This is a genomic window from Ralstonia sp. 25C, assembly GCF_051904805.1.
In the GTDB taxonomy this organism is placed as follows: domain Bacteria; phylum Pseudomonadota; class Gammaproteobacteria; order Burkholderiales; family Burkholderiaceae; genus Ralstonia.
Genome location: NZ_CP196738.1, coordinates 1,815,608 through 1,838,602, shown reverse-complemented (window position 1 = coordinate 1,838,602; position 22,995 = coordinate 1,815,608). Strand labels below are relative to the sequence as shown.

Here is a 22,995-nt window from a genome sequence, read left to right as displayed (position 1 = left end):
CTTTGCTTACTTTCTTTGGCAAGACAAAGAAAGTGAGTCGGCCCCGGCAGGGGACGAAACAGTGGACGCACCGACAGCGTCAACACACAACCGACAACAAACAAACCACCGCCCCATCATGACCAAACGCCAACTCAGCTGGCTGGAATCCGCCAACACCCCCGACACCCACTTCCCCCTGGAAAACCTGCCCTTCGGCATCTTCTCCACCAAGGAGAACCCCTCCCCGCGCGCCGGCGTGGCCCTAGGTGACCAGGTGATCGACCTAGGCGCGCTGGACGACGCCGGCCTGCTGCCAGCCTCCACGCGCGGCGTGTTCCGCACCGGCAAGCTCAACACCTTCATCGCCCTCGGCAAGCCCGTGTGGCACGAAACCCGCAAGAAGCTGCAAGCACTCTTCAGCGTGGCCGACACGCACGTGCGCGACAACGCCACGCTGCACGCCCGCGCCCTCGTGTCGCAATCCCACGCCGTGATGCACCTGCCGATCGACATTCCCGGCTACACCGATTTCTATTCCTCCAAGGAACACGCCACCAACGTCGGCCGCATGTTCCGCGACCCAGAAAACGCGCTGCTGCCCAACTGGCTGGAAATCCCCATCGGCTACAACGGCCGCGCCAGTTCGGTGGTGGTGAGCGGCACCCCGCTGCACCGCCCGATGGGCCAGATCAAGCTGCCAGATCAACCGCGCCCGATCTTCAGCGCCTGCCGCAAGCTGGATTACGAACTGGAAATGGCCTTCGTGGTCGGCAAGCCGAGCGCGCTAGGCGAGCCGGTGTCCGTCGATGCCGCACCGGACCACATGTTCGGCGTCGTGCTCCTCAACGATTGGAGCGCGCGCGACATCCAGCAATGGGAATACGTACCGCTGGGCCCGTTCAACTCGAAGGGGTTCGGCACGTCGATCTCGCCGTGGATCGTGACGATGGAAGCGCTGGAGCCGTTCCGCGTGGCCAACCCGTCGCAATCGCCCGAGCCGCTCGAGTATCTGCGTCAGAGCCATCCCAACGCCTACGACATCGCCCTCGAAACTGCCCTGCGCCCACATGGTGGCCAGCGCACCACCATCGCCCGCACGAACTTCCGTGCGATGTACTGGACGATGGCGCAGCAGTTGGCGCATCACACCGTGTCCGGCTGCAACGTGCGCGTGGGCGATCTGATGGGCTCCGGCACCATCAGCGGCACCACGCCTGATTCGTACGGCAGCCTGCTGGAGCTGACCGTCAACGGCAAGCAGCCGCTTGACCTTGAGGATGGGACACCCCAGGGCACCAAGCGCACGTTCCTGGAAGACGGCGACGAAGTCATCATGACTGGCTGGTGCCAGGGCGATGGTTATCGCGTCGGCTTTGGTGAAGTGCGCGGCGAAGTGCTGCCGGCACGCAGCGTGAAGTAAGGCCCTAAAGCCCGATTGAAGGTCCGCCGACCCGGCTCCTGCACTTCATCGCGGGAGCCGCTTTAATGCCCTTTGAGTGCGTAAAGGCATCGCACGGATTGGGCGGCTTTTTTTAACAGCCGTAAATTATGATCAATCGTTAATATAACGAACAACGCATTGGCTCGCCTAATTCCCCTTGGTCATGCATAATCCCGGCCCTTAAACGCTGAACGGGCCTCGCCGTTAAGCGCATCACTGACCTTGCAGGCGTGTCACTTCTCGTCGTTCGATGCATACCTCCGACTACATTATCAATCTGACGCTTAGCGCCATCATGATCGTGGGTGCCTACCAGTTCTACTTCTGGTGCCAGCGCAACCCAATGCGTCCGACCCGCACGTTCCATTCCCCGCTTGATGAAGCGATTCCGTATTGGCCGTTCTGGGCCTGGATCTACAGCTTCCTGTATTACCCCGCCATTCTGTATCTGAACCTGCTGGCACCCAGCCCGGCAGCGTTCACACGCATGGCCATCAGCTTTATCCTCCTGCTGTTCATGCAGATGGTGTTCTTTGTGATCTTTCCGGTTGAAACACCGGATCACTGGCGTGAATTGAACCAAGGTAAAGGATTGAGCGAGCGCTTCCTGCAATTCGTCCGCCGGTTCGACGCCGCATCGAACTGCTTCCCGAGCATGCATACCTCGGTTGCCATGCTCACGGCGCTGTTTGCGCTGCCGACGGTTGGCCCGATTGCGTTTGCGTTTCCGCTGCTGATCGGTTTGAGCTGCCTGTTCACCAAGCAACACTATCTGCTGGATTTGCCCAGCGGTGCCGCGCTCGGCTGGCTCGCCTACCAATTCCACGGTTTGCTGTGATCGACTGATCCCAACGCAGCCTGCTCCGCCGATTGTGCAATGCGTGCGGATGTCAGGCTGCCGCCGCTGCCCTTCCCTCGCGCTTCAGCTCTCTTCCTTCGCCGCAAGTGCGGCCAGCATGGCGTCACCCACCACATGTTCGCCGGCGGCTTTGAGCGCTTCCCCCGCGCCGCGAATATCGCGCGCTTCCTTGTTCTGGCTCAGCTTGAGCTTGCCTTCCAGGCGCGTGATTTCGATCTCGATGCCGACAATCATCTTGAGCAGCGAATCGGTGTAATCCGCCGGTGCGTCCGACATCTTCCACGGTACCGGCTGTGCAGCCTCATGCGTGCGCGTAAGGCGTGCGACCACACCGCGCACAAAGCGCTCGTCATCACGGATGGTGATGCGGCCGTGCGCGTGCGCCACGCGGTAGTTCCACGTTGGCACCTGCTTGTGCGCTTCGTGCTTGCTGGGATACCACGTGGGCGAGATATACGCGTCGCCCGCACGGAAGATGACCAGTACCTCATCGCCGTTGGCCACGTCTTGCCACACTGGGTTGGCGCGCGCCACGTGGGCGTGCAACACACCGAGCTTGCCCTCTTCTGGCAGCAGCAGAAACGGGATGTGGTTCGCATCAAGCCCGTTCTTACCATGCGTGACCAGCGAGCCGAACGGGTTCTGCGCGATCAGCGTGTGGAGGACTTCGGTGCGCGATTCATCGAAGTGGGCGGGAACGTACATGGCAACTCCGGCAACAAGCGTGCAAATCGACCAGGAAAGCGCCTATTCTGAACCGTAACGTGGCTCCAAAACAGAGCCAGATCGGGGCAGATGATTGGAGCCAGCTCAGTCACGCAGCAGGTTCTTGGCGATGATGAGCTGCTGGATCTGCGTGGTGCCCTCGTAGAGGCGCAGCAGACGCACATCGCGGTAAAAGCGCTCCACCTTGTACTCGGCAATGTAGCCCGCGCCGCCGTGGATCTGCACCGCACGGTCCGCCACGCGACCGACCATCTCCGTGCAGAACATCTTCGTGCACGAGGCCAGCATGCTGACTTCATGGTCCTGCTTGCCAACGGGCTTCGCGTCATAGCGGCGGGCGCAGTCGCGCACCATCGATATGCCGGCGTACAGCTCGGCCTGGCTGTCGGCCAGCATGGCCTGGATCAACTGGAAATCGGCAATGGGCTGGCCGAACTGCTTGCGCTCCTTGGCATAGGCCACCGCATCGGTAATGAGCCGGTGTGCCATCCCGCACGCCAACGCGGAGATATGCAGGCGCCCACGATCCAGCACCTTCATCGCCGTCTTGAAGCCCTGCCCGGCCACGCCGCCGATGATGTTGGCAGCGGGCACCCGCACGTTCTCGAGCACGACGTCGCACGTCTTGGTGCCGCGCTGGCCCATCTTCTTGTCCGGCTTGCCGAGGGTGATGCCTGGCGTGTCGGCCGGCACGATAAAGGCGGAGATACCACCGGCGCCCTCGCCACCCGTGCGCGCCATCAGCGTAAAGGCCCCGGCGCGCGGTGCATTGGTGATGAAGCGCTTGGTGCCGTTGATGACGTAGTGGTCGCCATCCAGCGTGGCGCGCGTCTGCAGCGATGCCGCATCCGAACCCGCACCTGGCTCCGTCAACGCAAACGAGATGATCAGATCACCGCTGGCGATGCGCGGCAGGTAGTCCGCCTTTTGCGCATCCGTACCATCCATCAGGATGCCCTGCGAACCAATGCCGACGTTGGTGCCAAACACCGAGCGAAACGCAAACGCCGTATGGCCCAGGTCGTACACCACCTCGCACTCCTGCGCCATCGACAGGCCAATGCCGCCGTGCTCCTCGGGAATCGACAGCCCGAACAGGCCCATCTCCTTCATGTCGGCCACGATGTCGGCGGGTACGTCGTCCTCGTCTTCGAGGATGTTTTCCGCCGGCACCAGCCGTTCCGCAATGAAGCGCTGCACCGCTTGCTGCAGCAGGCCGAAGGATTCGTCGTCGAGTGCCATGTCGCTGGTTCCTGTGGGATGTTCCCGTGGATGGTACCGGGTTGCCACGTTTTGACAATCCTGCACTATATCAACAGAATGTCGAATCTCTTTCACCAATTGCACCATCGATATGGACCTCAACGCGCTCAAGCTGTTCGTGGAAATCGTCGATGCGGGCAACCTATCGGCGGCGGCGCGCAAACTGCAGACTACGCGCTCCAACGTCAGCCACCGGCTCAAGGCGTTCGAGCGCGCGCTGGGCGTGCAGCTGCTGCGCCGGACCACACGCCGAGTGGAGCCTACGGAGGTCGGCGCCGGCATCTATGAACACGGGCGCAGCATCCTGCGCGAGATGGCGGCGGCGGACGCGCTGGTGTCGTCGCTCGGCAAATCGCTGCAAGGGAGCGTGCGCTTGTCCGTGCCAACCGGGCTTGGGCATCTGTTGGTGTCGCCGCTGCTGGTGGCATTCAAGCGCGCGTATCCGGACATCCGGCTCGACGTGCGGTTCGACAACCGCGTGTCCGACCTGATTGGCGAAGATGTGGACGTTGCGCTGCGCATCGTGTCGAACCCGCCGGAGTCGCTCGTCGCCACGCTGCTGGATGAAGTGGATTGGGTGCTGTGCGCCGCGCCCGACTACCTCGCTGCGCACGGCGTACCGAAAACGCTCGATGCGCTGACCGAACACACCATCGTCAGCGCACCGGCAGTGGGGCAGCCATTGCGACTGTCGGCGCAACTGGGGGATGAGCGCACCACCGTCACGCTCGACCCGGGTGTTTCGTCCGACAACTACTTGTTCTTGCAAGCGGCGGTCCGCGCGGGTAATGGGCTCGGCATCCTGCCCTACTACGCTGCTGCCGATGACTTGCGCGAGGGGCATGTCAAACGCGTGTTGCCGGGGTATCGGTTCAGCGTGTTCGGCAGCCGGCTCTACATGCTGGCCATGCCGAGCCGGTATCGCACGCTGGCGACGCGGCATTTGCTGGATTTTTTGAAAGAGGGGCTGCAGGGGAAGTTGCCGCGCTTACCCCAGAAAGAACCGGCCTGACTAGGCCTCCAACGGCATCAATCCCGGCAACTGCGCAAAACAAATCGCCTTGGCTGTCTCAATAAAGTCCTGCGCGAACGGCGCCTGCGCGTAGTCGCGCGTCATGGCGGCGTAGAGGTCGCTCCACAGGCCCTCCTTGCCGACGCGCTTGGCGACCACGTACTCGTAGTCGACGTAGTTTTTGATGCCCCAGCTCGGCAGCGCGGCCAGCCCGCGGCGGCTGGCAACAAGCTGCAGCACCGCAATCGTCAACTCTGCCGTGCGGCGATTGAACGTGATGCCAGAGGGCGCCAGCACCTGCCGAATCAAATCGATACGCTCTTCGGGCACCGGGTAGGTGATGAGCGTTTGGTCGGCAAAGTCCTTCGCTTCCAGCCACTTCTTGTTGCGCAGCGGATGGTCCACCGGCAGCACAGCCTGGATTTCGAAGCGGAACAGCGGCGCGAACACCACGCCGCGGCGCATCTTGGCGTCTGAGCCGATGATCACGTCGGCGCGGCCGTCCTTGAGCAATGCGAGCGGATCGGTGTGGAAGCCGGAGACGAGGTCCATCTCGACCTCAGGCCAGCGTTGGCGGAAGGCGTCCATCACCGGCATCAGCCAGTCGAAGCAGGTATGGCATTCCAACGCGATGCGCAGCGTGCCGGCCGCACGGCCTTTGATGCGCTCCAAGTCACGCTCGGCAGTCTGAATATCGGCGACGACTTTCTGCGCCAGCTCGAGCAGCCGCTCGCCGGCTTCGGTCAACTCCACCGTCTGGCCCTTGCGGCGCACGACGGCCAGCCCGTAGTGCGATTCCAGCGCGCGCAGCTGGTGAGACAGCGCCGATTGCGTCAGATGCAGCCGCTCAGCCGCCCGTGACACCGAGCCGCCATCGGCCAAGGCGATCAAGGTCCGCAGATGTCGAATTTCCAGCATGGCGAGGCGATTTCCGAAATATGAATTTCATTCAACGTTATCGAAAATAATATCATTGGATTCATGATCGATCGTCGCCCATCATCGCAGGACTCCAAAACACATCCGCTCTCCTGCGACTCCTATGACGACCATCCACACCCTCGGCTACCCACGCATCGGCGCGCAACGCGAGCTCAAGTTCGCTCTCGAATCGTTCTGGAAAAGCGCTTCCACTGAAGACGACCTGCGCGCCACCGGCCGTGCATTGCGCGAGCGCCACTGGGCGGCCCAGCGTGATGCCGGCCTCGACTACGTGACCGTGGGCGACTTTGCCTGGTACGACCAGGTACTGCAGACGGCGGCCCTGCTGGGTGCCATTCCCACCCGCTACGGCTTCGATGTGGCGCGGCTGACGCTGGCTCAGTCGTTCGTGCTCGCGCGCGGCAATGCCGACCACGCAGCCATGGAAATGACCAAGTGGTTCGACACCAACTACCACTATCTCGTGCCGGAACTCACGCCGGATCTTCGCTTCGGCCCCGGCACCGAATGGCTGTTCGACGAGGTACGTGAAGCCCAGGCGCTCGGCCACCGCGTGAAGGTGGCGCTGGTCGGGCCGATTACCTTCCTGCATCTGGCCAAGGCACGCGGCGGGCTAGCCGACAAGCTGGCGCTACTGCCGCAACTGCTGCAGGCCTACACGGGCGTGTTGCAGCGCCTGGCTGCGTTGAACGTGGAGTGGGTGCAGATCGACGAGCCCGCTCTCGTGCTCGACCTGCCGAAGGCGTGGGTTGAAGCATTCGGCCCGGCCTATCAAACGCTGGCCGCGGCCAACGGCCCGAAGCTGCTGCTGGCCACGTACTTTGAAGCTGCTTCGCATCATGCTGCGCTAATCAAGTCGCTGCCCGTGGCGGGCGTGCATCTGGATCTCGTGCGTGCGCCGGAACAGCTTACTGCTTTCGCGCCGTGGCCCGCCGACAAGGTGCTGTCGGTTGGCGTCGTTGATGGCCGCAATATCTGGCGCGCGGATCTCGCTCGCGTGCTGGAACGCGTGGCGCCGCTGGCCAAGGAACTCGGCGACCGCCTCTGGATTGCGCCGAGCTGCTCGCTCTTGCACGTGCCGGTCGACCTGTCCGCTGAAACCAAGCTCGACGACGAACTCAAGGGCTGGCTGGCCTTTGCACGTCAGAAGCTGGATGAACTGGCCGTGCTCAAGCGCGCATTGGTCGAGGGGCCCGCAGCCGTGCAGAAGGCGCTGGACGACAACCGCGCCGCCATTGCATCACGCACCGAATCGCGCCGCGTGCACAACGCAGGCGTCAAAAAGCGCGTGGCCGCCATCCGCGCGGAAGATGCTGAGCGCGCAGCCGAGTATCCGGTTCGCGCTCAAGCCCAACAGGCTCGCCTGAACCTGCCGCTGCTGCCGACCACCACCATCGGCTCGTTCCCGCAGACGGCGGAAATCCGCCAAGCGCGCGCCCAACACAAGCGCGGCGAGCTGCCCGCATTGGACTACCTGCAACGCATGCGCACGGAGATTGCCGACGTCGTGCGCCGCCAGGAAGCCCTGGGCCTCGACATGCTCGTGCACGGCGAAGCCGAGCGCAACGACATGGTCGAATACTTTGGCGAACTGCTGTGGGGCTATGCCTTCACGGCCAACGGCTGGGTGCAGAGCTACGGCTCGCGCTGCGTGAAACCGCCCGTGATCTACGGTGATGTGTATCGCCCCGAGGCCATGACGGTCGAGTGGTCCAAATACGCGCAAAGCCTGACGACCAAGCCGATGAAGGGCATGCTCACCGGCCCCGTGACGATGCTGCAGTGGTCGTTCGTGCGCGATGACCAGCCGCGCGAGCAGACCGCTCTGCAGATTGCGTTGGCCCTGCGCGACGAGGTGTGCGACCTGGAAGCGGCCGGCATTGCCGCCATCCAGATCGACGAACCGGCTTTCCGCGAAGGCCTGCCGCTGCGAGCCGCCGACGTGCCGGGCTACCTGGAATGGGCCGCGCGCGCATTCCGCGTGTCGGCCTCGGGCGTGCGCAACGACACGCAGATCCACACCCACATGTGCTATTCGGAGTTCAACGACATCCTGCCGGCCATCGCGTCGATGGATGCAGACGTGATCACCATCGAGACATCGCGCTCGAACATGGAGCTGCTGGACGCGTTTGGCGAGTTTGCCTACCCGAACGAGATTGGCCCGGGCGTGTACGACATCCACTCGCCGCGCGTACCGCGTGTGGAAGAAATGGAAGCGTTGCTCGACAAGGCTGCACAGGTGGTTCCGGTGCAACGCCTGTGGGTGAACCCGGATTGCGGCCTGAAGACACGCGGCTGGCCGGAGGTGGAAGCGGCATTGCAAGGCATGGTGGAAGCGACCCGCCGGTTGCGGGCCAAGCATGCCAGCGCGCAGCACGCGGGCAGCCACGCAGCGCTGGTTGAAGACGTGCCAGCCTGAGCGCGGGGCCACTCGGCATGCAAACGAGTGGCCCAGGACTAGCGTTCTGCCGCAACAACCGTGACGATCGCCCTCTGTTTGGAAAAGGATCGACTGGCTAGGCTGACGACAGTCAGGCCTTTGTCTGGCACCTTTTCCGAACGGAGCTCACATGCTAGCCAATGAACCCGCAATCGAAGACCACGCAAGCACCATCTGGGATTGGGTCAACAACGGTTGCCCCGGCGCGGTTACCCTCCTGCAGCGCCCCAGCTCAGAGAAGTACCGGAATACCTTCGTGCTGATCTGGACCGACCTCAACCTGGCAGGTGGCATCCAGCAGATCAGCCTGGATGTTCACTATGAAGGCGAGAAACTGGAAGCTGGAAAGCCTCTGAAAGCACTCGGAAGCCTGTGGGTAAAGGGAATGGACGGTGCCCTGAAACCCGAGCAGCAGGCATCATCGACGCAAAAGCAAAAGCTGCTCGCCCACATTGGCGACACCTCACCGGACCCGAAGAAGTACCCAAGGTACGGTCGTTATTGAGCCTCGCCAATCGTGTGGCCGGTGATCCTGTCAAGAAGTGGTGGACCCACCTTCTCCGTGGCGCCCGGCCCCGGCCACAAAGCGCGCGGCACCCGCCACGCCCTCGGCAAACACCATCGGCGTGCCACGCGCGCCCTCCTGGCGCAACGCGTCGGCCAGCGATAGAGTCCACTGCGCGTAGGCCGACGCGCGGTCCGCCAGCATGCACTGCTGAGGAAACGCGGCAATCTCGCGCGACAGTTGTTGTGCAATGGATAGCGATTCACCTGGCTCGACCACGCGGCTGGCGAGCCCCATGGCGAGTGCCTCTTCGGCGTGCACTGCGCGGCCGGTCAGGATCATGTCCAGCGCCCGCCCCATGCCAACGATGCGCGGCAGACGCACCGTGCCACCATCGATGAGCGGCACACCCCAGCGGCGGCAAAACACGCCGAACACCGCGTCGCGCTCCATCACGCGCAGGTCTGCCAGCAACGCCAGCTCCAACCCGCCCGCCACGGCATAGCCGCTCACCGCAGCGATGAGCGGCTTAGATAACGCCATGCGAGAAGGCCCCATCGGCCCAGGCGCCCCGCCATCGGGGTCGAGGCGGTTACGCCGCGCCGGATCACCCACAGCCGTCAGGTCAGCCCCTGCGCAGAAATGTCCGCCGACACCGCCGAGCACCGCCACGCGCAGCGCCTCATCGGCCTCGAAGCATTCGAACGCGGCAAGCAGGTCAGCGGCAGTCGGTCCATCCACCGCGTTGCGGCATTCGGGCCGGTTGAGCAGGATCGTGCAAACTGGGCCATCGGTCTGGAACAACACGGCATCGGGCATGGGCGGTCTCCTGTTCTGGGTCGATCTGGCCGATCGCCCGATGCTACATCTGCTGCGAGGAGCGCTCCTGTGCAGGTTCAGGCTCGCGCTCGTTACGCTCGTGGTGGCGCGCACCCCGCAACTTCCGCAGCGTCCACTCCTTCACGTCGTCCACCTTCTCGAACACCACTGGCACCACCAGCAGGCTCAGCAGCGTGGATGTCAGCAGACCGCCGATCACTGCGACGGCCATGGGCGCGCGGAACCCCGCGTCGCCTTCCAAGCCGAGCGCCATCGGCACCATACCGGCCGTCATCGCCACCGTGGTCATGACGATCGGGCGCGCACGCTTGTGGCATGCGTCGATGATGGCTTCCGTACGCGACATTCCCAGATCACGCCGCGCGACGATGGCGTATTCCACCAGCAGGATCGAGTTCTTCGTCACGATGCCCATCAGCATCAGCAGGCCGATCAGCGCGGGCAGCGATAGGCTGAAGCCGAACAGCGCCAGCAACCCGAACGCGCCCCCCACCGACAACGGCAGCGCTGCCAGAATCGTCACCGGTTGCGTGAAGTCATGGAACAGCAGCACCAGCACGGCATACACGCACAGCACGCCGGCAAACATGGCGAGCAGGAATCCGCCGAACAATTCCTGCATGCCCTCTACATCGCCCGCGGCAATGCGGCGCACGCCCGGCGGCAGGTTCTTGATGGACGGCAACGCCTCCACGGCCTGGTTGGTGTCGCCCAGCGCGCGGCCTTCAAGCCCCACGCTGATGGTGACATTGCGGCTGCGGTCGTAGCGGTCGATCTGCGCGGGGCCGCTGGCGATGGAGATATCGGCGATGTTCTCCAACGGCACGGCGCCGTTGCGACCCAGCACACGGAGTTGCCGGATGGTATCGATCTGGTGACGCGCCTTCGGGTCGAGCTCAACGCGGATGTAGACCTGGCGCTCGGGCAGATTCAGCTTGGGGAGGTTGACGTCGTAGTCACCGGCCGTGGCCACGCGCACGGCTTGGCCAATGGCTGCGGCCGTGACGCCCTGCTGCGCCGCGCGCGCAAAGTCCGGGCGGATGACGATTTCCGGCCGCAGCAGACTCGCAGATGACGTAATCGCCCCTAGCCCCGGCACGGTGCGCAAGTCGCGCATCACATCACGGGAAACCTGCTGCAGCGTGGCAGGATCGTCGCCCGCCAGTACCACCTGCAATTGCTCGCCCGAGCCCACCGCGCCAAAGGAAATCCGTACGCCCGGCACGCCCTCCAGCATCTCGCGCAACTGGCGCTGCACCTCTTGCTGTTTAAGGTGCCGATCATGCCGGTCCGTCAGCGAGATGGTGAGCGTGCCGGTGCGCACCTCGCCGCCGCTGGAACCCGGCACGCCGGCCATCACGCCAGAGCCGATGGCGGTATACACGCGCCGCACTTCCTTGTGCTGCATCACGATCTTGCGTACGCGCTCGGTGTTCTCCCGCGTCTGGGCGATGGTGCTTCCGGGGGCGCTCTCCACCGTCATCTGCAACTGCGCCCAATCTTCCGGCGGCAGGAAGGTCGCGGGAATCAGCCCGATGATCGCCACCGACACCACGAAGAACGCGGCCGCCATGCCGCCCGTCTTCCACGGATGCACCAGGCACCAGCGCGCGGCTTGCAGATAGCGCGTCATGATCCAGCCGTCGCGGTTGGTCTCGGCCTGGGGCTTGAGCATGTACGCGGCCATCATGGGCGTCAGCAACCGCGCCACCAGCAGGGAAGCCAGCACCGCCAGCGAGGCCGTCCACCCGAACTGCTTGAAGAACTTGCCCGAAATGCCGCCCATGAACGCCGTGGGCAAGAACACCGCCACCAGCGTGAGCGAGGTGGCGACCACCGCGAGGCCGATTTCCTGCGCTGCCTCCATCGCGGCTTCCAGCGGCTTCTTGCCGTCGCGCAGGTGGCGCACGATGTTCTCCACTTCCACGATGGCATCGTCGACGAGAATCCCCACCACCAGCGTCAGCGCCAGCAGCGTGATGCCGTTGAGCGTAAAGCCGAGCATGTCCATCGCCGCGAAAGTCGGGATGATCGACAGCGGCAGCGCCACAGCGGACACAAACGTCGCACGCCAATCGCGCAGGAACAACCAGACCACCAGCACCGCCAGGATCGCCCCCTCATACAGTGCATCCATCGACGCCTTGTACGAATCCTCCACGGGCTTGACCATGTTGTAGACCTCGGTCACGTGCACGTTGGGACGTTCGGCCTGCAGCTTGGCAATCGCCGCGCGCACACCTTTCGCGACCGAGATTTCACTGGCACCGCGCGAGCGAAACACCTGGAAGCTCACCACCGGTTTGCCGTCGAGCAAAGCCATCTGGCGCGGCTCGGCAGCCGTGTCGCGCACGTCAGCCACGTCCGACAGGCGAATGCGGCGCCCATCCGACAGTGGGATGTCCATCTGCGCCAACTCGCGTGCGCTCTTCACAGTGCCGAGCGTGCGCACCGCCTGCTCCTGACCGCCGATGTTGCCGCGACCGCCCGGCGCCTCCTGCTGCATGCCGCGCACCTGCGCGCTGATGTCGGCGGCCGTCACGTTCAAGGCCTGCAGGCGCACGGGATCGAGCTGCACACGCACCTCGCGGTCCACCCCGCCCTGGCGCGTCACCTTGGCCACACCGTGTACCGACAACAGCCGCTTGTTGACCGTGTTGTCGACGAACCAGGACAGGTCCTCCGGGTCCATGTCGGACGCATCCACCGCGTAGGTCAGCACCGGCAAGCCGGCAAAGGTCACGCGAGAAATCACCGGCTCCTGCACGTCCGAGGGCAATTGCGCGCGAATGCGACTGACCGCATCACGCACGTCGTTCACCGCTTCCTGCACATCCTTTTCCAGCTCGAACTCGACCATGGTCGTCGAGCTGCCATCGTTGATGGTGGAGGTGATGTGCTTGATCGCGCCGATGCTCGCAATGCTGTCTTCGATCTTGCGCGTGACCTCCGTCTCCATCTGCGTGGGCGTGGCGCCCGGCAGGCTGGCCGTCACGGACACGGCGGGGAAGTCGATGTCCGGAAAATTCTGGATCGACAGCATCTTGAACGACACCAGCCCCGCCACCGTGATCAGGATGAACAGCAGGATCGACGGAATCGGCTTGCGGATCGCCCAGGCGGAAAAGTTCATCGCTTGGCTCCCGTGGCTGCGGGTGCGGAGGCAGCGGGCGTTGAAGCCGCTGCCCCGGGCGCCACCACGCGCACGAGGTCACCATCGCTCAGGAAGGCGGCGCCCACGGCGACCACCGCATCATTCTGGCCGATGCCGTGCACGATCTCGACCAGCCCGCCCTGGCGGCGGCCCAGCGCCACCTTGGTCTGCCGCACTCGCCCTTGCGGGGTCACCACCATGACGTAGTCATAACCGTCACGCGAGAACACGGCCGTCTCGGGCAAAGTCGTGGCCGGTGCTTCGCCCAGCAGCACATCGCCCGAGAGGTACATGCCGGCCTTCACGCCCGACGTGGCGGCCTCGGGCGGCAGATCGACATAAACCAGGCCATTGCGCGTGTTGGCGTCGACCGTGGGGGCGACCTGGCGCACGCGGCCGTTCACAATGCCGCCGTCCATGCGGCGCAAGTGCACGGTCTGGCCAGGTTGCACGCGCGGCAATACGTCGCCGTGCATTTCCGCACGCCACTCCAGCCGGTTCTTGCGGATCAGCTTGAACAACTCCGTGCCGGATGACACCACCGCACCCACGGTGGCCGTGCGCGCGCTGATCACGCCATCATCCGGCGCCACTACACGCGTGTAGCGCAAGCGCAGCTGCTGGCTATCAAATTGCGCACGGGCAGCGGCCAGCTTGGCGGCGGCCGTCTTGGCTTGCGTGTCGTATTGCACGAGATCCTGCTGGCTGATGGCACCGCTCTTGTCCAGTTCGTGCGCGCGGCGCGCTTCGCCGGCAGCCTGCGCGGCGGACGCTTCGGCCTCGGCCAATGTGGCGCGTTGTGCAGCCACGTCGGCACGCACGGTTTCATCCGACATGCGTGCGAGCAATTGCCCTTGCTTGACCACATCGCCCACGTTGACGAGCACCTCGGCCAGCTTCAGTCCGTTCACCTCCGCGCCAATGCTGGCCTCCTGCCATGGCTGCACCGCGCCGCTGGCCGTGGCAACGCGCGGCCACACCTGCTGCCCCATCTGCGTCAGGCTGACGGCAAGCGCCGGCTTGGCCGCCGGCTGGTCCTTGCTCTTGCCCTCGGACGCGGCCTTGCCGCACGCCGCAAGGGTGCCGGTCAGCATCACGGCAAATACGGCCCGTGCTGCGGCCTTCCAAACACGTTGTCCTGTCATGAAGCGTTTCCGATGTGCGCGGGGCGCTGTGCGGCCGGCGCGGGAACCTGAGAAGAGTCTTGTTGGGGTTGAGCGGAAGTATCCGCCGCGGCATCGTCGCGCCAACCGCCGCCTGCCGCTTTGTACAGCGCCACCCAGGCCTGTGCGCGCTCAAGCCGAACGGCTGCCAACGATTGCGACGCCTGCAACGCCGTGCGCCGCACGTCTTCAAGCTGCAGCAGGCTGCCGGCGCCGAGGCGGTAACGCGCACTGGCGGCATCGAGCACCTTGGCATATTGCGCATCTGCCGTAGAAGCGGCGTCGACACGGCGGTCAGCGGCATCCAGACGCACCAGCGCGTCTTCCACTTCTTGCACGGCCTGCCGCACCTTTGTGCGATAGCCGGCGAGCGCCTGGTCGTAGCGTGCGCGTGCCGTTTCTACACGGGCTGCACCCGCCCCGCCATCAAAGATCGGCAACGACACGGCGGGCCCGAACGACCACGACTTGCTCGTCAACGATTGCCCGCCCAGCCGATAGGAATTGATGCCGATGGACCCGGCCAGCGTCAGCGACGGCAAGCGGCTCGCCAGCGCCACGCCAATGTCCGCACTCGCGCCGGCCACTACGCGCTCCGCAGAGGCCACATCCGGCCGCTGCGACAGCACTTGCGCCGGCACATCCGGCACACCCGCATCCGGCGGCGCAGGAATCTGCGCGTTGGCCTTGGCGAGCAAACCGTTCAATGTGTCGTGGTTCAGCCCCGTGAGCGTAACCAGCCTGTCGATGCCCTGTGCGCATTGCGCGCGCTGGCCCTCGAGCACATTCGCCGCATCGGCCACGGTGGCCTGGGCTTGGGCGTAATCAGCGGGAGCGATGAAGCCCGCGCGGAACTTGCGCTCGGTCAGTTGCAGCGTCTCTTGCCGGGAGGCGAGCGTCGTTGCGTCGATGTTGACCAGCGCTTCACATTGCCGCTGCTGCAGGTAGGTATTGGCGACCTCCGCAGCAAGGGAGACGCGGGCGTCATGCCAATCGGCCTCGCTGGCCGTCAGACGGGCGTCGGCGCCCTCCAGGTTGCGGCGCTTGCCGCCAAATAGATCGATCTCCCACGAGGCATCGGCCTGCGCGGCCAGCGTGGTGATGGTGCCCAACCCCAGCGTGGGGTTGATCGCTCCTGCACCCAGCCCGCCAGCGCCTGCACCAAGCTGGCTGCCACCAAACCCGCCTTGCCGCGTAGCCGATCCACTGCCCTTCAACTGCGGAAACAGCCCCGACTGACTGCTCGAAACCGTGGCACGTGCCTCGCGCACGCGGCCCACCGCCTGCGCGATGGTCGGGCTGGTGGCATCGGCTTGCTCCACCAATTGGGTGAGCACCGGGTCGTGAAACTGCTCCCACCAGCGCGCCAGCGCCATGCGGCTGCCATGGTGCGGCAGCGTGGCATGCCAACCCGCAGGGGCTTCGGTGCCGCTCAGTTGCGGCGCCTTGTAATCGGGCCCGACCGCGCAGCCGGCCAGCAGCATCGCCAGCAGTGACGCAGCAAGCGGCAACATAGATCGCGCAAGACCGCCGGGCAGTCGGCCGCCGGCGTGTTGACCAGTCTTCATATGAGGTGTCCATTGGGAACGCAGCCGGAATTATGCCCAGTCAAGCGTCCGCAAGACACCCGCTCTGCCGTGATGCTCAGCTAACCTTCACGTTCGGCAAAGATCGAGCCCTTCTGCGTCAGATATAGCCGAGCAGCACAAGAATGACGACGATCACCACAATCAGCCCGAGCCCACCCGTCGGCCCGTAACCCCAACTGCGGCTGTACGGCCACGACGGCAACGCGCCAATCAGGAGCAGAATCAGAACGATGATGAGAATGGTGCTTAGCATGGGGCCTCCTGGCGTTCATATCGGTATGCCGCCGCCCGCTACGGCGACGGTCTTGTTCGTCACCTAGCACGCCCTGTTCCCATGCGAGCTTCGTTCTATGGTCGTGGAAAAATCCTGGCGGTTAATTGCGCATATTCAGTATCACTCGGCTTATGATCCGGCCGGTTCTGACCAGGGAGTTGTAGGCATGCCTTCCATTGCGATCGAATCTCCGGCCTCGCTCGGCTGGATCGGTGCGGGGCGCTTGGCGCGGGCGCTGGCCGTGCGCGCGCATGGTGCTGGCGTACGCACCGTGGGCGTGGCCAGTCGCACACCGGCAACCGCCGCCTGGTTGGCGGAAGCGACGAGCGCCGAAGTACTGGATGCACAAGGCGTAGCGGACAAGGCGGATTGGGTGTTCATCACGGTGCCCGACGACGCCATCGCCGAAGTCGTTGCCGGTGTGCGTTGGCGGCCCGGCCAGCTCGTCATCCATTGCAGCGGCGCAGGCGAGCGCGACCTACTGGCCCCCGCCGAACAAGCCGGTGCGCAGACCGCCTGCTTTCACCCCCTCTTTCTCTTTGCTGGATTGCCGGACGATGCTGAGCGGCTGCGCGGTGCATCCATCACTATCGATGCCGACCCACTCTACGATGCCGTGCTCGCCAATTTCGCCATCTGGCTGGGCTGTACGCCGCTGCTGATGCAAGCCGGACAACGCGCGCTGTATCACGCCGGTGCCAACTACGCTGCGAGCTTTCTGCTGTGCGCCCTGCACGAAGCGGCCACCTTGTGGGCCGCAGCCGGTATCGACCGCGAAGCGGCCGTCGCCGCCATGTGGCCGCTGGTGGACGGCACACTGGCTGCCGCCCGTGCGCGCGGTCTGCCGGGCGCATTGGCGGGCCCCGTTTCGCGCGGAGATGGCAGCGTCATCGATAAGCACCTCCAGGCCCTCGATGCGCTCGGCGGCGACCACGCAGCGCTGTACACGGCACTCACCCGACGCGCCCTGGCATTGGCCGCAGAACGTGGAGCGCCACCGGCCGACGTGCTGGCCGATTTAGCGAATCGGCTCGACGCCCCGCAATAACTGCGTCGGCATCAATGGGATTGGGCTCGTGTGCACCCGTCCGGTGCACGCCCTACAATCGGCACCCTCTCCGCAAACCCGTCCCACCATGCCTGCCACGCCGCCGTCCTCTGCCGTATCCCACCCTCAGCATCGCTCGACAGGGGCGCTCGCGCTGTTGGTGATCGGCTTGGTGCTGGTAGGCGTCAACCTGCGGCCGGCGCTGTCGAGTCTGTCGCCGGTGCTCAAGCAAGTGGCGGCAGGCACGGGGTTATCGGGAGCCACGGCGGGCCTGCTGACGACCTTGCCCGTGCTGTGCCTGGGCGTGTTTGCGCCAGCGGCTGCCGTGCTGGCCCGGCGCTTTGGCGCGGAACGTGCCGTAGGCGGTTTGCTGATCGCGCTGGCGGCGGGCATCGCACTGCGCAGCGCGGGCGGCGTGGCGCCGCTCTTCATCGGCACGGTGGCGGCGGGCGCGTGCATTGGTGTCACGGGCATCCTGCTGCCGAGCATTCTCAAGCGAGACTTCGGGCGGCAGGCGGATCTGATGACCGGCGTCTACACCATGGCGCTGTGCTTTGGGGCCGCCGTTGCAGCTGGCGCCAGTGCTCCGCTGTCGGCATGGCTGGGCGGATGGCAGCCTGCGCTGGCGTTCTGGGCGCTACCTGCGCTGCTGGCTTTCATCGGCTGGTGGCCGCACATGCGACACGCGCACGGCAAGCATGCAGCGGCGCGCGTCGAACGGGTATCGCTATGGCGCCGGCCGATCGCCTGGCAGGTGACGCTGTATATGGGGCTGCAATCGTCGCTGGCGTATTGCGTGTTCGGCTGGCTGCCGGTCATTCTGCAAGACCGGGGGCTGTCGGCGCTGCAATCGGGGATGGTGGTGGCGGTGTCGATTCTCGTGCAGCTCATCACCGCGCTGGGCGGGCCGTTCATTGCGCGGCTCGGTCGGGATCAGCGCCCCGCCGTGCTGCTGATGATGCTGATGTGCTGGGCCGGGCTGTTGGGCTGCCTGTATGCTCCGCTCTCCACGCTATGGTGGTGGGCCGTGCTGCTGGGACTGGGCCAGGGCGGCAACTTTAGTGTGGCGCTGTCGCTGATCGTGCTGCGCTCGGCCGATGCACGCGTGGCGGTCAGCCTTTCCGCCATGACGCAGGGCATCGGCTATACCCTCGCCGCGGCCGGCCCGTACCTCATGGGGGTACTGCATGACCTGACCGGCAACTGGGCCGTCATGGGCTGGCTATTCAGCGCGATTGCGCTGGCCGCCGTCGTTGCGGGTGCCCTGGCGGGCCGCAATCGCACGCTGCACGCAGGCGGGTGAGCCGCGCCTACTTGGCCTTCGACTTGCCGGCGCGGAAGCACCCGGCCTCGTGGTCATCCACCATGCCCGTCGCCTGCATGAAGGCATAGCAGATGGTGGGGCCGACAAACTTGAAGCCGCGCTTCACCAGCGCCTTGCTCATCGCCTTGGACGCGTCGGTGGCAGCGGGCGCATCGCGGTAACTGTCCCAGCGGTTGGCGATGGTCTTGCCATCGACGAACGCCCACAGGAACGCATCGAGCGAACCCACGTCTTCCTGCAGTTCGAGCACCTTGCGTGCGTTGATGACAGCGCCCTCCACCTTGGCGCGGTTACGCACGATGCCCGGGTCGGCGAGCAGCTTTTCGATGCGTGCGGGCGTAAAGCGCGCCACGCGTGCCGGATCAAACCCCTCGAACACTTCCTGGTAGCGCACCCGCTTGCGCAGGATGGTCTGCCACGACAGCCCGGCCTGCGCGCCTTCCAGAATCAGCATTTCGTAGAGGTGACGATCATCGTGCGAGGGCACACCCCATTCGGTGTCGTGATAATCGATCATCAATGGGTCGTCATTGACCCAGCAGCAGCGAGACATCTCAACGTCTCCTAATTGGCTAAATCCAACCGGACTTGCGCAGCTTGCGATACAGCACCACGCAGGCCAGCGCCGTACACGTCAGCACGATGGGGTAGCCGGCCGGATGCTCCAGCTCCGGCATGCCTTTGAAGTTCATACCGTAGTTGCTGAACACCACCGTTGGGATGGCGAGAATTGCGCCCCACCCCGCCAGCCGCTTCACGATGTCGTTCTGCGTGACGGACACCAGCGCCACATTCACGGAGATGGCCGTGGTCAGCATTTCACGAATCACGTCGAGCGCGCCCACCACGCGGTGCGCGTGGTCTGCAATGTCGCGGAAGTACGCGCGCAGCTCCTTGGGCACCACGTCTTCGTGCAGGCGCACGAGCTGGCCGGCGATGTCTTCCACGGGTAGCGCTGCATTGCGCAGGCGCAAGAGCTGACGCTTGAGCGTGTACAGCCGCTCGATGGAGGCGCGATCGAACGAGTCGCCAAAGATACGACTCTCAATGGCCTCGAACTCTTCCTGCAGGCTCTCGAGCACGGGCTGGTAGTTGTCGACCACAAAGTCCATGACCGCATATAGCGCAAACGGCGCGCCCTTCGCCAGCGGTTGCGGCGTGCGTTCGCAGCGCTCGCGCACCGGCGAATACGACGCCGACGGCCCATGCCGCACCGAGACAAGAAAATCCTTGCCGACAAACAGATGCGTCTCGCCAAAGACGACGTTGCCCTGCTCCAGCTGTGCCGTGTTCAACACGATGAACAGCGTCTCGCCATAGACCTCCAGCTTGGGGCGCTGGTGGGCGTTGCGCGCATCTTCAATGGCGAGATCGTGCAGGCCGAACTCTTCCTGCACGCGGTCGAGCATCGCGTTGTCCGGCTCATGCAAACCCAGCCAGACAAATGAGCCGGGTGTGTGCAGCACGTCGCTGATGGCCTCGACGGAGAGGTCGCGTTCGCGCTTGCCGTTGCGGTACAGCGCGCTGTTGATCACCATGGGCATGGCGTGTCTCCGGATGCGTCAGCGGTCTTCGCGCTGATCGGCGCTTTTTGCATCAGGTGTGCCGGCAAGTACAGGCACTGCGGCAATGCGGGTTTCGATCTGTGCGAGCGCTTCGGACAGTGCGTGCACGAGATCGTCCGGCAGCCCATCGAGCGTGGCATTGAGGAAGGCGACGCGGCGCGGCATGCACTCGAGCACCACGGCCGAGCCGGCGTCTGACAGCGTGACGTTGGTCAGGCGGTTGTCGCGCGCGTCAGTGGTCCGTTCGATCCAGCCGAGCTGATCGAGTACCTTGAGTTGGCGGGTCAGCGCGCCGGGGTCCATCTGCAGGCGCTCGGCCAGCTGCTTCTGCGCCATGCCGCCGCCGGTGTTGTCATGCAGCGCGAGCAGAATGCGCCAGCGCGGGATCGGCTGGCCGACATGCGCCTCGAAGGCGGCCATGAACGCACGGTACGTGCGTCCAAACTGGTGCATGACGGCGAAGCGTTCGCGTTCAGTGGTCATCGATCAGGGCTGAGATTGCTGGAGAACCGCGCATCCTAACCGCTCCGGAGCCTTCCCGCCTACTCAGGCTGTTGCACCGGCTCGACATGATGCAACGCCACCGGCGGCACCCGGCGCACGCGCCACAGGCCCACGAGGGCCACCACGGTGGCCACAATCAGGCCGATCTGGATGGCGCCCACCAACACGTGCCGGGCCGCCTCCAGCAGCGCAGCGCCGTCATGGCCTGCCGCATGCATCTGCGCAAGCAACGCGGTTTGCGCGTCATGATCGATGAGAATTTCAGGATCAGCAAGCTGGTGCAGCCATTGCGCGGCATCGTCCGCACGCAATGCGTCGCCCACGCCCGAGGCATAGCGTTCGCTGACCAGCGTGCCGACCAGCGCGGTGCCGACCATCCCGCCCACCATGCGCAGCGATTGCAGCAGCGCGGTGGCGATCCCCAGATGCGCGCGCCCTGCGGTCTGCTGCGCGAACACCGTCAGGTTGGGCAGCACAAAACCGAGCCCCAAGCCAGCCACCAGCATTAAGCCCGTCAACACCACATGCGGCATCGACCTTGACGACACCGACATGCCCGCCAGCGCCAGCGTCAGCAACGCAAACCCCGCATACAGCATGCTGTTCGGCTTCGGAATGCGCGTGACGATCCGCCCGTTGATGATGCTGCCCAACGTAATGCACACCACCAGCGGCGTGATGATCAGCCCCGCCTCTTGCGGCGACATGCCGAACCCGCCCTGGAACAGCAAGGGCGCATAAAACAGCACCGCAAACATCGCAAAACCGGACAGCAGCGCCAGCATGAACAGCGCCGCCAGCGACGGATTGCGCAGCATGTCGAACGGCAGCAGCGGCTGTTCAGCACGCTTCTCCCACCACCAGAGCGCCACAAACGCCGCGGCCGACAGCGCCAGCCAACCCAACATCGGCAGCGACAGGCCATGACGCGGCAGCCACTCCACAAACAGCTGCAGCGCGCCCAGCGCCACCGTAATCAGCAGCGCACCCTGCCAGTCCAGCCGCATCTTTCCACCATGACCGCTCTGTACGTTCTGACGCAGATGCGGCAGAAAGCGCCACGCGAACCACAGCCCCAGCACGCCAAACGGAATGTTCACGTAGAACACCGAACGCCAGCCATACGCCTGCGTCATCCACCCACCCAGCGTCGGGCCGATGGCATTGGCGATGCCAAATGACGCACTCAGCAGCACCTGCCAGCGCAAGCGCACGCGCGCGTCCGGAAAGAGATCGGGGATACAGGCGTAAGCCGTGCCAACCAGCATGCCGCCACCGACACCCTGCAGGGCCCGCGACCACACCAGAAACGTCATGCTGCCAGCCATGCCGCACATCACAGAGGCCAGCGTGAACACGACGATGGACGCGATCACAAATGGCTTGCGCCCGTAAAAATCGCCCAAGCGGCCGAAGATCGGCACCGTCACCACCGACGTCAGCAGATACGACGTCGCCACCCACGCGTACAGCTCAAAGCCTTTGAGCTCCGCCACCACCGTGGGCAACGCCGTGCCGACCACCGTCTGGTCAAACGCAACGAGCACGACGACAAAGCAAATGCCGATCATCGCCAGCAGCGATTCCTTGAACGGCAGGACCTGAGTATGGGAATGCGGGAGCGCAGTGTGGACGGCCATGGCGGAATGACGACACAAATGACACATCAATGATTGATGAATCAATTAAATTGTAGCGAAATTCAGCTGGCTTTGCTTGGAGGGTCCACCCACCTGCACGTAAGTCGTCAAGCATGCCGCAGGGCATCCTCAAGCAGCGCCTGGGCCGATTCCCAAGCGTGATTTGCCACCTCAGGATCCCCATACGCACGCGCAGCGGCAATCGCCCCATCCAGGAACAACGCGTAGGTTTCGGCCAGTTGTTCTGCCCGCCGATGCGGAAGTAGTGTGCGCAAAATATCGGCCATGCGGCCTTGCAATGTCCGCTTGTAGCCAATCGCCACGTCCGAAATCCCGGCGGCATCTGTACCGAATTCCGAAAGCGCCCGCTCGAATAGGCACCCGGCAAATTCGGGCGTACGAAACCATGCGCCATACCAGTCGAAGATGCCTTTGATCTTCCCCACTGGATCGGGAATCGGTTTTAACGTTTGCTCGATGCTGACAAGGATGTCGGTGTACCGCTTCTTGAGGACGGCACGCACGAGGTCGTCCTTGTTTGGGAAGTGGCCATATAACGCCGGCAGCGAAACACCAGACGCATCAATCACCTGGTCGACGCTGACAACGTGAAAACCTCGCTTCGAAAAGAGCTCGGTCGCCTTGGTCAAAATCTGGTTGCGCGTTTCCTGGTCCATGCCTGTTTCCCTAACCTTGCTGTATCCGAATTGCCCTGCGACGC

General features: G+C 64.4%; 20 protein-coding genes. 7 read left to right on the top strand and 13 right to left on the bottom strand.

Going from position 1 to position 22,995, the window contains the following annotated elements; translation table 11 throughout:
* Nucleotides 1–118: 118 nt before the first annotated feature.
* Nucleotides 119–1,402 carry a fumarylacetoacetase gene (gene fahA / locus ACS7SF_RS26740; RefSeq protein WP_439893479.1) on the top strand — a complete coding sequence of 428 codons (1,284 nt, stop codon included), beginning with the start codon at nt 119–121 and terminating at the stop codon, nt 1,400–1,402.
* Nucleotides 1,403–1,673: 271 nt separating this feature from the next.
* Nucleotides 1,674–2,261 carry a phosphatase PAP2 family protein gene (locus tag ACS7SF_RS26735; protein WP_439893478.1) on the top strand — a complete coding sequence of 196 codons (588 nt, stop codon included), beginning with the start codon at nt 1,674–1,676 and terminating at the stop codon, nt 2,259–2,261.
* Between the two features lie 84 nt (nt 2,262–2,345).
* Here the strand turns inward: ACS7SF_RS26735 and ACS7SF_RS26730 are convergent, their stop codons facing one another.
* Nucleotides 2,346–2,987: an FMN-binding negative transcriptional regulator gene (locus tag ACS7SF_RS26730; protein ID WP_439893477.1), complete on the bottom strand. Its 642-nt coding sequence runs from the start codon at nt 2,985–2,987 to the stop codon at nt 2,346–2,348.
* A gap of 105 nt (nt 2,988–3,092) precedes the next feature.
* Complete coding sequence (locus ACS7SF_RS26725) at nt 3,093–4,250, bottom strand: acyl-CoA dehydrogenase family protein (protein WP_439893476.1); 1,158 nt, start codon at nt 4,248–4,250, stop codon at nt 3,093–3,095.
* Between the two features lie 112 nt (nt 4,251–4,362).
* On the opposite strand from ACS7SF_RS26725, the gene ACS7SF_RS26720 reads away from it, so the two are divergent.
* Nucleotides 4,363–5,283, top strand: a complete 921-nt coding sequence (locus ACS7SF_RS26720; protein ID WP_439893475.1) for a LysR family transcriptional regulator — start codon at nt 4,363–4,365, stop codon at nt 5,281–5,283.
* On the opposite strand, the gene ACS7SF_RS26715 is transcribed toward ACS7SF_RS26720, so the two are convergent.
* Nucleotides 5,284–6,201, bottom strand: a complete 918-nt coding sequence (locus tag ACS7SF_RS26715) for a LysR family transcriptional regulator (protein WP_439893474.1) — start codon at nt 6,199–6,201, stop codon at nt 5,284–5,286.
* Nucleotides 6,202–6,325: 124 nt separating this feature from the next.
* Here ACS7SF_RS26715 and metE point away from each other — a divergent pair, with 124 nt between their 5' ends.
* The gene (metE, locus tag ACS7SF_RS26710) at nt 6,326–8,647 is read left to right on the top strand and encodes a 5-methyltetrahydropteroyltriglutamate--homocysteine S-methyltransferase (protein ID WP_439893473.1); all 2,322 of its coding nucleotides are present in this window, start codon (nt 6,326–6,328) and stop codon (nt 8,645–8,647) included.
* Between the two features lie 151 nt (nt 8,648–8,798).
* A complete protein-coding gene (locus ACS7SF_RS26705; protein WP_439893472.1) occupies nt 8,799–9,173 on the top strand; it encodes a hypothetical protein in 375 nt (124 codons plus the stop codon).
* Between the two features lie 30 nt (nt 9,174–9,203).
* On the opposite strand, the gene ACS7SF_RS26700 is transcribed toward ACS7SF_RS26705, so the two are convergent.
* From ACS7SF_RS26700 to ACS7SF_RS26680, 5 genes are all read right to left on the bottom strand, one after another.
* On the bottom strand, nt 9,204–9,992 hold the full coding sequence (locus ACS7SF_RS26700) for a crotonase/enoyl-CoA hydratase family protein (RefSeq protein WP_439893471.1): 789 nt from the start codon (nt 9,990–9,992) through the stop codon (nt 9,204–9,206).
* Between the two features lie 43 nt (nt 9,993–10,035).
* Nucleotides 10,036–13,146 carry an efflux RND transporter permease subunit gene (locus tag ACS7SF_RS26695; protein ID WP_439893470.1) on the bottom strand — a complete coding sequence of 1,037 codons (3,111 nt, stop codon included), beginning with the start codon at nt 13,144–13,146 and terminating at the stop codon, nt 10,036–10,038.
* The gene (locus tag ACS7SF_RS26690; RefSeq protein WP_439893469.1) at nt 13,143–14,312 is read right to left on the bottom strand and encodes an efflux RND transporter periplasmic adaptor subunit; all 1,170 of its coding nucleotides are present in this window, start codon (nt 14,310–14,312) and stop codon (nt 13,143–13,145) included. Before ACS7SF_RS26690 ends, ACS7SF_RS26695 begins: the two co-directional genes overlap by 4 nt.
* Nucleotides 14,309–15,898, bottom strand: a complete 1,590-nt coding sequence (locus tag ACS7SF_RS26685) for an efflux transporter outer membrane subunit (protein WP_439893468.1) — start codon at nt 15,896–15,898, stop codon at nt 14,309–14,311. Before ACS7SF_RS26685 ends, ACS7SF_RS26690 begins: the two co-directional genes overlap by 4 nt.
* 118 nt (nt 15,899–16,016) lie before the next feature.
* Nucleotides 16,017–16,172 (bottom strand): DUF3309 family protein, encoded by a 156-nt coding sequence (locus ACS7SF_RS26680; RefSeq protein WP_012430511.1) that lies wholly within the window; start codon nt 16,170–16,172, stop codon nt 16,017–16,019.
* Between the two features lie 187 nt (nt 16,173–16,359).
* Here ACS7SF_RS26680 and ACS7SF_RS26675 point away from each other — a divergent pair, with 187 nt between their 5' ends.
* Together ACS7SF_RS26675 and ACS7SF_RS26670 are read left to right on the top strand one after the other, a co-directional pair.
* Complete coding sequence (locus tag ACS7SF_RS26675) at nt 16,360–17,241, top strand: Rossmann-like and DUF2520 domain-containing protein (RefSeq protein WP_439893467.1); 882 nt, start codon at nt 16,360–16,362, stop codon at nt 17,239–17,241.
* 88 nt (nt 17,242–17,329) lie between these two features.
* Nucleotides 17,330–18,544: a CynX/NimT family MFS transporter gene (locus ACS7SF_RS26670; RefSeq protein ID WP_439893466.1), complete on the top strand. Its 1,215-nt coding sequence runs from the start codon at nt 17,330–17,332 to the stop codon at nt 18,542–18,544.
* A 7-nt stretch (nt 18,545–18,551) separates the two neighbouring features.
* On the opposite strand, the gene ACS7SF_RS26665 is transcribed toward ACS7SF_RS26670, so the two are convergent.
* The 5 genes from ACS7SF_RS26665 to ACS7SF_RS26645 form a co-directional block, all read right to left on the bottom strand.
* The gene (locus tag ACS7SF_RS26665) at nt 18,552–19,118 is read right to left on the bottom strand and encodes a DNA-3-methyladenine glycosylase I (protein ID WP_439893465.1); all 567 of its coding nucleotides are present in this window, start codon (nt 19,116–19,118) and stop codon (nt 18,552–18,554) included.
* Nucleotides 19,119–19,137: 19 nt separating this feature from the next.
* Nucleotides 19,138–20,109 (bottom strand): magnesium and cobalt transport protein CorA, encoded by a 972-nt coding sequence (locus ACS7SF_RS26660; protein WP_439893464.1) that lies wholly within the window; start codon nt 20,107–20,109, stop codon nt 19,138–19,140.
* A gap of 18 nt (nt 20,110–20,127) precedes the next feature.
* Nucleotides 20,128–20,613 carry a MarR family winged helix-turn-helix transcriptional regulator gene (locus ACS7SF_RS26655; RefSeq protein WP_439893463.1) on the bottom strand — a complete coding sequence of 162 codons (486 nt, stop codon included), beginning with the start codon at nt 20,611–20,613 and terminating at the stop codon, nt 20,128–20,130.
* A 59-nt stretch (nt 20,614–20,672) separates the two neighbouring features.
* On the bottom strand, nt 20,673–22,274 hold the full coding sequence (locus ACS7SF_RS26650; protein ID WP_439893462.1) for an MFS transporter: 1,602 nt from the start codon (nt 22,272–22,274) through the stop codon (nt 20,673–20,675).
* Between the two features lie 107 nt (nt 22,275–22,381).
* Nucleotides 22,382–22,951: a TetR/AcrR family transcriptional regulator gene (locus ACS7SF_RS26645; protein WP_439893461.1), complete on the bottom strand. Its 570-nt coding sequence runs from the start codon at nt 22,949–22,951 to the stop codon at nt 22,382–22,384.
* Between the last annotated feature and the right edge of the window lie 44 nt (nt 22,952–22,995).

Coding starts and splice junctions, on each gene's coding strand:
- ACS7SF_RS26705 (WP_439893472.1), top strand. CDS start 8,799: ATGCTAGCCAATGAACCCGCAATCGAAGACCACGCAAGCACCATCTGG.
- ACS7SF_RS26685 (WP_439893468.1), bottom strand. CDS start 15,898: ATGAAGACTGGTCAACACGCCGGCGGCCGACTGCCCGGCGGTCTTGCG.
- ACS7SF_RS26725 (WP_439893476.1), bottom strand. CDS start 4,250: ATGGCACTCGACGACGAATCCTTCGGCCTGCTGCAGCAAGCGGTGCAG.
- ACS7SF_RS26680 (WP_012430511.1), bottom strand. CDS start 16,172: ATGCTAAGCACCATTCTCATCATCGTTCTGATTCTGCTCCTGATTGGC.
- ACS7SF_RS26690 (WP_439893469.1), bottom strand. CDS start 14,312: ATGACAGGACAACGTGTTTGGAAGGCCGCAGCACGGGCCGTATTTGCC.
- ACS7SF_RS26735 (WP_439893478.1), top strand. CDS start 1,674: ATGCATACCTCCGACTACATTATCAATCTGACGCTTAGCGCCATCATG.
- fahA (WP_439893479.1), top strand. CDS start 119: ATGACCAAACGCCAACTCAGCTGGCTGGAATCCGCCAACACCCCCGAC.
- ACS7SF_RS26660 (WP_439893464.1), bottom strand. CDS start 20,109: ATGCCCATGGTGATCAACAGCGCGCTGTACCGCAACGGCAAGCGCGAA.
- ACS7SF_RS26700 (WP_439893471.1), bottom strand. CDS start 9,992: ATGCCCGATGCCGTGTTGTTCCAGACCGATGGCCCAGTTTGCACGATC.
- ACS7SF_RS26665 (WP_439893465.1), bottom strand. CDS start 19,118: ATGTCTCGCTGCTGCTGGGTCAATGACGACCCATTGATGATCGATTAT.
- ACS7SF_RS26720 (WP_439893475.1), top strand. CDS start 4,363: ATGGACCTCAACGCGCTCAAGCTGTTCGTGGAAATCGTCGATGCGGGC.
- metE (WP_439893473.1), top strand. CDS start 6,326: ATGACGACCATCCACACCCTCGGCTACCCACGCATCGGCGCGCAACGC.
- ACS7SF_RS26675 (WP_439893467.1), top strand. CDS start 16,360: ATGCCTTCCATTGCGATCGAATCTCCGGCCTCGCTCGGCTGGATCGGT.
- ACS7SF_RS26670 (WP_439893466.1), top strand. CDS start 17,330: ATGCCTGCCACGCCGCCGTCCTCTGCCGTATCCCACCCTCAGCATCGC.
- ACS7SF_RS26715 (WP_439893474.1), bottom strand. CDS start 6,201: ATGCTGGAAATTCGACATCTGCGGACCTTGATCGCCTTGGCCGATGGC.
- ACS7SF_RS26645 (WP_439893461.1), bottom strand. CDS start 22,951: ATGGACCAGGAAACGCGCAACCAGATTTTGACCAAGGCGACCGAGCTC.
- ACS7SF_RS26695 (WP_439893470.1), bottom strand. CDS start 13,146: ATGAACTTTTCCGCCTGGGCGATCCGCAAGCCGATTCCGTCGATCCTG.
- ACS7SF_RS26730 (WP_439893477.1), bottom strand. CDS start 2,987: ATGTACGTTCCCGCCCACTTCGATGAATCGCGCACCGAAGTCCTCCAC.
- ACS7SF_RS26655 (WP_439893463.1), bottom strand. CDS start 20,613: ATGACCACTGAACGCGAACGCTTCGCCGTCATGCACCAGTTTGGACGC.
- ACS7SF_RS26650 (WP_439893462.1), bottom strand. CDS start 22,274: ATGGCCGTCCACACTGCGCTCCCGCATTCCCATACTCAGGTCCTGCCG.